This is a genomic window from Zhongshania marina (assembly GCF_002915595.1).
GTDB lineage: Bacteria > Pseudomonadota > Gammaproteobacteria > Pseudomonadales > Spongiibacteraceae > Spongiibacter > Spongiibacter marinus_B.
In genome coordinates, this window is sequence record NZ_PQGG01000020.1 from 36453 (window position 1) to 44335 (window position 7883).

The following is a 7883-nucleotide window of genomic DNA, read 5'->3' on the forward strand; positions in this document are numbered from 1 at the left end:
CTACCCCTTAACCTTTAAACGGAAAGTTAAACGCTTTTAACAGCGCGCGACCTTCATCGTCATTACGAGCGGTAGTGGTTATGGTGATATCCAGACCGCGCAGTGTATCAACTTTATCGTAATCAATTTCTGGAAATATGATCTGCTCAGTCACACCCATTGCAAAATTGCCACGGCCGTCAAATGATTTCGGGCTAATGCCGCGAAAATCGCGAACACGTGGAATAGCAACGCTAACCAAGCGATCCAAAAATTCGTACATGTGGGCGCCGCGCAGGGTCACCTTGCAGCCAATCGGCCAGCCGTCACGAATCTTAAAGCCCGCGATAGATTTGCGCGCCTTAGTCACAACTGGTTTTTGACCTGCAATTTTTTCTAAGTCTGAAAGCGCAGCTTCCAATACTTTTTTATCGCCAGCAGCTTCACCCACACCCATATTCAGAGTGATTTTAGTGATGCGCGGAACTTCCATAGGGTTAGCTAAAGACAGCTCTTCTATCAGCTTAGCCCGCAACTCGTTTTGGTATAGTTCACCTAATCGTGCCATTTTCCACTAACCCCTACGCGTCAACCGCTTCGCCGCTGGATTTAAAGATACGGGTCTTACTGCCGTCTTCGGCCACTTTAAAGCCCACGCGATCCGCCTTTTTAGAAGTCGGATTATAAATCGCTACATTAGAAACTTGGATCGGCGCTTCTTTCTCGACGATACCACCAGCCACACCCAACTGCGGGTTTGGACGCTGGTGTTTCTTAATCATATTAATGCCAGACACCAACAGCTTATTGTTATCCATAACTTTCTGGACAACGCCGCGCTTGCCTTTGTCTTTACCGGTTAAGACGATAATTTCGTCTTCACGCTTAATCTTACGCATAACCTGACCTCAGCCTTCTCTTCACACCCAGTAACTAGAGTACTTCCGGTGCCAAAGAGATAATCTTCATGAACTTCTCGCCACGCAATTCACGCGTTACTGGCCCAAAAATACGAGTACCAATAGGAGCGTGGTTATTGTTTAGCAACACTGCAGCGTTATCGTCAAACTTGATCAGTGAACCGTCTCCGCGACGCACACCTTTCTTAGTACGAACTACAACAGCTGTCATTACCTGACCTTTTTTCACTTTGCCGCGAGGTATAGCCTCTTTGACAGTGACTTTGATCAGATCGCCGACTCGTGCGTAGCGACGATGAGAGCCGCCAAGCACCTTGATGCACATAACGCGACGCGCGCCACTATTATCTGCAACTTCCAAATAGCTTTCTGTTTGAATCATTTCTTACTCCAAACCAGTCAACAGTGCATCAAGCGATTGCACAAGGGCCGCCGGTGAAATTAAACCTGGGTAGCCGTTACATCTACACTAACCAATGCCCAAGTTTTTAACTTAGATACTGGACGTGTTTCGCAAACTGTCACTACATCACCAATTTTGCACTCATTCTTTTCATCATGAGCGTGAACTTTCGATGAGCGCGTAATGTACTTTCCGTATATCGGATGCTTAACCCGACGCTCAATCAGTACAGTGATGGTTTTATCCATCTTGTCACTGACGACCTTACCGGTGGCTGTACGAGCACTTTTTGCTACTTCTGACATTTTAATTACCTGCCTTTTCCTGGAGCACAGTTTTAACGCGTGCAATTTCCTGACGGGTTTTCTTCAGTAAATGCGTCTGCGCTAACTGGCCGGTACTCTTTTGCATACGCAACTTGAACTGATCTTCAAGCAGCTGCAACAGTTGGGCATTCAGATCGTCAACTGACTTTTCGCGTAATTCTAAAGCATTCATCACATCACCACCCGCTTAACAAATGTGGTTGGCACAGGAATCTTTGCTGCCGCCAAGGCGAATGCTTCACGCGCCAGCTCTTCGGAAACGCCTTCTACTTCGTACAAGACTTTACCCGGCTGAATCTGCGCTACCCAGTACTCAACATTACCCTTACCTTTACCCTGACGAACTTCGAGAGGTTTTTCGGTAATTGGCTTGTCTGGGAAAACACGAATCCAGATTTTTCCACCCCGCTTGATATGGCGAGTCATAGCACGACGTGCCGCCTCTATCTGACGAGCTGTAATACGTCCGCGACCAACTGCCTTCAGGCCGAAATCACCAAAGCTGACCCGGCTACCGCGCTCTGCCAGACCACGGTTGCGACCTTTGTGTTGCTTGCGAAACTTTGTGCGCTTCGGCTGTAACATTTGCGTAACCCTTACTCTGAACCTTTCTTAGCCTTAGCTTCGACCGCTTCTTTTCTGGTTCCCAAGATTTCACCCTTGAAGATCCAGACCTTGACACCAATGATGCCGTAAGTCGTAGCTGCTTCGTGCGTCGCATAATCGATATCAGCGCGCAGTGTGTGCAATGGCACACGACCTTCGCGATACCATTCGGTACGAGCAATCTCTGCTCCGCCGACACGACCACTTACCTGTACTTTGATACCTTCCGCGCCCTGACGAATTGCGTTTTGAACAACACGCTTCATCGCACGACGGAACATAACGCGACGCTCTAATTGTTGAGCGACATTCATGGCTACCAACTTCGCTTCCAAATCCGGCTTGCGGATCTCTTCGATGTTGATATGAACCGGCACACCCATTTTGACCGAAAGCTCTTTACGCAGCTTATCGACATCTTCGCCCTTTTTACCGATAACGATACCAGGACGCGCGGTGTGAATCGTAATGCGCGCGGTTTGCGCCGGACGCTCAATAACGATTCGGCTTACCGATGCACTCGCAAGCTTCTTCTCGAGCAACTCGCGAACTTCTAGATCCGTTACTAGGTTCGCAGCGTAATTTTTACCGCTCGCGTACCATACGGAATTATGTTCTTTAACGATTCCCAGCCGGATGCCGGTCGGGTGTACTTTCTGACCCATGTGGTCTCTCCTACCTAGCCTTCGCTGTCAGCAACTTTAATCGTGATATGACAAGATCTTTTGAGAATACGATCCGCGCGACCTTTTGCACGTGGACGAAGGCGCTTCATAGTAGAACCCTCATCTACAAAGATCGTAGAAACCTTTAACTCATCAACATCAGCGCCTTCGTTGTGCTCAGCGTTAGCGATTGCGGAGTTAAGCACTTTCTTAATAATGCTCGCCGCTTTCTTAGAGCTGAACGTCAACAGATCTAGCGATTCCTCTACACCCTTTCCGCGAATTTGGTCAGCAACCAAACGAGCCTTCTGGGCAGAAATTCTTGCGCCTTTTAAACGTGCCGCTACTTCCATCTTAAAAGCCTCTCTCGGCCCAAGCTTAACGCTTGGCCTTTTTATCGGCCACGTGACCCTTATAGGTCCTAGTCGCGGCAAATTCACCCAATTTGTGCCCAACCATGTCCTCGGTAACGATAACCGGAACATGCTGACGACCGTTATGCACAGCGATAGTCAGAGCTACCATTTCAGGCAGAATCATAGAGCGGCGCGACCACGTTTTAATGGGGCGACGATCGTTTTTTTCTACCGCTACTTCAACCTTCTTCAACAAATGAAGATCGACAAACGGACCTTTCTTTAATGAACGTGGCACAAGCTTATCCTCTTTACTCTAATTGACATCTAAACGGCTTACTTGCCGCGACGACGCACAATTAGTTTGTCTGTACGCTTATTTTTACGGGTCTTATACCCTTTAGTCGGCATACCCCAAGGAGATACGGGATGACGACCACCAGAAGTACGACCTTCACCACCACCATGTGGGTGATCTACCGGGTTCATCGCCACACCGCGAACGGTAGGACGAACACCGCGCCAACGCGACGCACCCGCTTTACCTAACTTACGCAAGCTGTGCTCGCTGTTAGATACTTCACCCAATGTTGCTCTGCACTCTGACAATACTTTACGCGTCTCACCGCTACGCAAACGAATTGTTGCGTACTGGCCTTCACGCGCAACCAGCTGAGCCGAAGTACCAGCACTACGCGCCAACTGCGCGCCTTTACCTGGCTTCATTTCAACACAGTGAATAGTGCTACCCACTGGAATATTGCGAATAGGCAGTGTATTGCCCGGCTTAATAGGTGATGACTCACCGGAAACAATTTGGTCACCAGCAGCAACGCCCTTAGGCGCAATTACGTAGCGACGCTCACCGTCCGCATACATTACCAAGGCAATGAAAGCAGTGCGGTTAGGATCATATTCCAAACGCTCTACACGCGCAGGAATACCATCTTTATTACGTTTAAAATCGATTAAACGGTAATGTTGCTTATGACCACCACCAACGTGACGGGTAGTGATACGGCCGTTGTTATTACGACCACCATTGCGCGACTGACTCTCAAGCAGCGGCTTGTGCGGTGCACCTTTGTGCAAGTCAGGATTTACAACCCTGACGACAAAGCGACGGCCGGGAGAAGTCGGTTTACTTTTAACAATTGCCATTTGACTAAACTCCAGACTTATTCAGCGACCGCAAAGTCGATATCTTGACCCTGCGCAAGGCTAACATACGCCTTTTTCCAGTTTGATTTCTTGCTCAAACCAAAACGATTACGTTTTACTTTGCCCTTAACATTGACAGTGCGAACACCCAACACATCAACCTTAAAAAGCTTTTCAACCGCTTTTTTGATTTCAAGCTTGCTGGCACTCGGCAGTACTTTGAATACCACTTGATTACTCAGCTCAGCACTGGCTGCACTTTTTTCAGAAACGTGCGGGCCGAGCAGTACCTTATAGATGCGCTCTGTATTCATCCCAACAGCTCCTCAAACTTTTTCAATGCAGCCACAGTGACAACCACTTTCTCGTAGCCGATCAGGCTAACTGGGTCAACGCCGCTTACGTCGCGAACGTCAACATCGTGAAGGTTGCGCGCTGCCAGATACAAATTACCATTTACTTCTTCGGTAACTACTAAAGCACCTTTAAGACCGTACTCACCCAGCGACTTAACCAGCAACTTGGTTTTAGGCTCATTCAAAGTAAACTCTTCAACCACAACCAAGCGCTCTTGACGAGCCAGCTCAGACAGAATCGTGCAGATAGCAGCACGGTACATTTTGCGGTTTACTTTTTGACTGTGATCCTGCGGTCTTGCAGCGAATGTAACGCCGCCCCCACGCCATATTGGCGAACGGATTGTACCTGCACGAGCACGACCAGTACCTTTTTGACGCCAAGGCTTCTTACCGCCGCCACTGACATCAGAGCGTGTTTTTTGAGCACGAGTACCTTGGCGAGCACCAGCCATATAGGCCACTACTACTTGGTGCACTAGATCTTCGTTAAACTCACGAGCAAAGGTAACGTCAGATACCTGAACAGTTCCCGCTGCAGCCCCGTTACCGGGTTTCGCAATACTTAATTCCACTGCATCGCCCCCTAGGATTTTTTAGCTTTCACGGCAGGACGCACAAACACGTCACCACCTGGAGCACCTGGAACAGCACCCTTGATTAAAATCAGGTTACGCTCAGCGTCCACTCGAACAATTTCAAGAGTCTGAACCGTTACTTGCTCAGCACCCATATGACCAGCCATCTTTTTGCCTTTCCAAACGCGACCCGGCGTTTGACACTGACCGATAGAACCAAGCACACGGTGAGACAAGGAGTTACCATGAGTGGCGTCTTGCATATGGAAATTCCAGCGCTTGATACCGCCTTGGAAACCCTTACCTTTAGACTGCCCAGTCACGTCAACTTTCTGACCGGCTTCGAAAGCAGCAACAGTTAGCTCAGCACCGACTTCGGGGCTCTCTTCACCTTGCTCTAAACGAAATTCCCACAGACCACGACCAGCCTCAACACCGGCTTTAGCAAAGTGACCTGCTTCTGCTTTAGATATACGTGACGCCTTACGAGCCCCAGTAGTAACCTGGATAGCACGATAACCATCAACATCATCTGCCTTGACACGAGTAACGCGATTAGGATCAACCTCAATCACCGTTACCGGAATAGATATGCCGTCTTCTGTAAAAACGCGCGTCATGCCGCTTTTACGACCGACCAAACCAATAGTCATTGCTCCAACCTCTCAGTGTACGGGGCTAACACCCTCTATGGCCGCGCGGTAAAGCGCGTTACACAACCCAGGGCCAGCCCCCGAGCGGGTCTGAAAATAATTCAGTATTTACATGTTTTAATTAGCCGAGGCTAATTTGAACTTCTACACCAGCCGCCAAATCTAACTTCATCAATGCATCTACAGTTTTTTCTGTAGGCTCTACGATGTCCAACATGCGCTTATGGGTGCGGATCTCATACTGATCACGCGCATCCTTATTTACATGCGGAGAGACCAGCACTGTAAAACGCTCTTTGCGAGTAGGAAGAGGGATTGGACCTCTTACCTGCGCACCAGTACGCTTAGCAGTGTCTACGATCTCTTGCGTAGACGCATCGATGAGACGGTGATCAAAAGCCTTTAAACGAATTCGAATCCGTTGATTTTGCACCTGACCAAACTCCCATCCCAAATAAATCCGAGCCCAGCGCGACGAATCCGCGTGAAGTAACCCGAAAAAAGGAAGCGGAATGTTAAAGATATCTCAAGACGTTGTCAACTAAATATCTTGGATATTTCACTATACAAACCACAACCAATTACAAATACCAAAAAGGTATTTTAGAACTAAGAAAGGGAGGCTCGATGCCTCCCTTTCTGCAAGCAAATCACGCCCTAGGCGTGAAAACTTACTCTACGATTTTAGCAACAACGCCGGCGCCAACAGTACGACCACCTTCGCGGATTGCAAAACGCAAACCTTCTTCCATCGCGATTGGCGCAATCAAGGTTACGTCCATTTTCACGTTGTCGCCAGGCATTACCATTTCAGTACCTTCTGGCAGCTCACACGCACCAGTTACGTCTGTGGTACGGAAGTAGAACTGTGGACGGTAGCCTTTAAAGAATGGCGTGTGACGACCACCTTCTTCTTTTGACAACACGTACACTTCTGCTTCGAAGCGAGTGTGTGGAGTGATTGAGCTAGGCTTAGCCAATACTTGACCACGCTCTACGTCATCACGCTTAGTACCACGCAGCAACACACCTACGTTCTCACCAGCGCGACCTTCGTCAAGCAGCTTGCGGAACATTTCAACACCAGTACAGGTGGTTTTGGTGGTGTCGCGAATACCAACGATAGAAATCTCGTCGCCAGTACGCAGAATGCCACGCTCAATACGGCCGGTTACAACAGTACCGCGACCAGAGATTGAGAATACGTCTTCGATTGGCATCAAGAACGGCAGGTCAACCGCACGCTCAGGCTGTGGAATGTAAGTATCCAAAGCTTCAACCAATTTCGCTACAGCAGTAGTGCCAAGCTCGTTGTCATCTTGACCGTTCAATGCCATCAATGCTGAACCAGCAATGATTGGCGTGTCGTCGCCTGGGAATTCGTACATATCGAGCAGCTCACGCAGCTCCATTTCTACCAATTCAAGCATTTCATTGTATTCTTCGCTGCCTACACCGCCGCAATCTTCAGCTAGCAGGTCTGCCTTGTTCAGGAAGACAACGATGTAAGGTACGCCAACCTGACGTGACAGCAGGATGTGCTCACGCGTTTGTGGCATTGGGCCGTCAGTCGCGCCACATACCAAAATAGCGCCGTCCATCTGAGCAGCACCAGTGATCATGTTCTTAACGTAGTCAGCGTGACCTGGGCAGTCGACGTGAGCGTAGTGACGAGTTGATGAATCATACTCAACGTGCGAGGTCGCAATGGTAATACCGCGCTCACGCTCTTCAGGTGCGTTATCGATACCATCAAACGCTACCGCTTTACCACCATATACTTCCGCACATACGCGCGTCAGCGCTGCTGTCAGCGTGGTTTTACCATGGTCAACGTGACCAATGGTGCCCACGTTCAAATGGGGCTTATTACGTTCAAA

Annotated in this window: 15 protein-coding genes; all 15 read right to left on the minus strand. The window is 48.9% G+C overall.

What is annotated here, in order from left to right; genetic code table 11:
• Nucleotides 1–7: 7 nt before the first annotated feature.
• Complete coding sequence (gene rplE / locus C0068_RS09415; RefSeq protein ID WP_103684246.1) at nucleotides 8–547, minus strand: 50S ribosomal protein L5; 540 nt, start codon at nucleotides 545–547, stop codon at nucleotides 8–10.
• A gap of 13 nt (nucleotides 548–560) precedes the next feature.
• Entirely contained in the window at nucleotides 561–878 is a 318-nt protein-coding gene (rplX, locus tag C0068_RS09420; RefSeq protein WP_103684247.1) for a 50S ribosomal protein L24, read from the minus strand.
• A gap of 34 nt (nucleotides 879–912) precedes the next feature.
• A complete protein-coding gene (rplN, locus tag C0068_RS09425; protein WP_103684248.1) occupies nucleotides 913–1281 on the minus strand; it encodes a 50S ribosomal protein L14 in 369 nt (122 codons plus the stop codon).
• A 59-nt stretch (nucleotides 1282–1340) separates the two neighbouring features.
• Entirely contained in the window at nucleotides 1341–1607 is a 267-nt protein-coding gene (gene rpsQ / locus C0068_RS09430; RefSeq protein WP_103684249.1) for a 30S ribosomal protein S17, read from the minus strand.
• Between the two features lies 1 nt (nucleotide 1608).
• Entirely contained in the window at nucleotides 1609–1800 is a 192-nt protein-coding gene (gene rpmC / locus C0068_RS09435) for a 50S ribosomal protein L29 (RefSeq protein ID WP_103684250.1), read from the minus strand.
• The gene (gene rplP / locus C0068_RS09440) at nucleotides 1800–2213 is read right to left on the minus strand and encodes a 50S ribosomal protein L16 (protein WP_103684251.1); all 414 of its coding nucleotides are present in this window, start codon (nucleotides 2211–2213) and stop codon (nucleotides 1800–1802) included. Before rplP ends, rpmC begins: the two co-directional genes overlap by 1 nt.
• Before the next feature lie 11 nt (nucleotides 2214–2224).
• Complete coding sequence (gene rpsC, locus C0068_RS09445; protein WP_103684252.1) at nucleotides 2225–2899, minus strand: 30S ribosomal protein S3; 675 nt, start codon at nucleotides 2897–2899, stop codon at nucleotides 2225–2227.
• 14 nt (nucleotides 2900–2913) lie between these two features.
• The gene (gene rplV / locus C0068_RS09450) at nucleotides 2914–3252 is read right to left on the minus strand and encodes a 50S ribosomal protein L22 (RefSeq protein WP_103684253.1); all 339 of its coding nucleotides are present in this window, start codon (nucleotides 3250–3252) and stop codon (nucleotides 2914–2916) included.
• Between the two features lie 25 nt (nucleotides 3253–3277).
• Nucleotides 3278–3553, minus strand: a complete 276-nt coding sequence (rpsS, locus tag C0068_RS09455) for a 30S ribosomal protein S19 (RefSeq protein WP_103684254.1) — start codon at nucleotides 3551–3553, stop codon at nucleotides 3278–3280.
• 38 nt (nucleotides 3554–3591) lie between these two features.
• A complete protein-coding gene (gene rplB / locus C0068_RS09460; protein ID WP_103684255.1) occupies nucleotides 3592–4416 on the minus strand; it encodes a 50S ribosomal protein L2 in 825 nt (274 codons plus the stop codon).
• 17 nt (nucleotides 4417–4433) lie between these two features.
• Nucleotides 4434–4730, minus strand: coding sequence for a 50S ribosomal protein L23 (rplW, locus tag C0068_RS09465; RefSeq protein WP_103684256.1), 297 nt, complete (start codon nucleotides 4728–4730; stop codon nucleotides 4434–4436).
• Nucleotides 4727–5347, minus strand: coding sequence for a 50S ribosomal protein L4 (gene rplD / locus C0068_RS09470; RefSeq protein ID WP_103684257.1), 621 nt, complete (start codon nucleotides 5345–5347; stop codon nucleotides 4727–4729). The genes rplW and rplD overlap by 4 nt, the downstream gene beginning before the upstream one ends.
• An 11-nt stretch (nucleotides 5348–5358) precedes the next feature.
• Entirely contained in the window at nucleotides 5359–6003 is a 645-nt protein-coding gene (gene rplC, locus C0068_RS09475) for a 50S ribosomal protein L3 (protein WP_103684258.1), read from the minus strand.
• A gap of 121 nt (nucleotides 6004–6124) precedes the next feature.
• Nucleotides 6125–6436 carry a 30S ribosomal protein S10 gene (rpsJ, locus tag C0068_RS09480; RefSeq protein WP_103684259.1) on the minus strand — a complete coding sequence of 104 codons (312 nt, stop codon included), beginning with the start codon at nucleotides 6434–6436 and terminating at the stop codon, nucleotides 6125–6127.
• A 238-nt stretch (nucleotides 6437–6674) separates the two neighbouring features.
• Nucleotides 6675–7883 (minus strand): elongation factor Tu (tuf, locus tag C0068_RS09485; RefSeq protein ID WP_233208785.1); only part of this gene is annotated, 1209 nt, incomplete at its 5' end.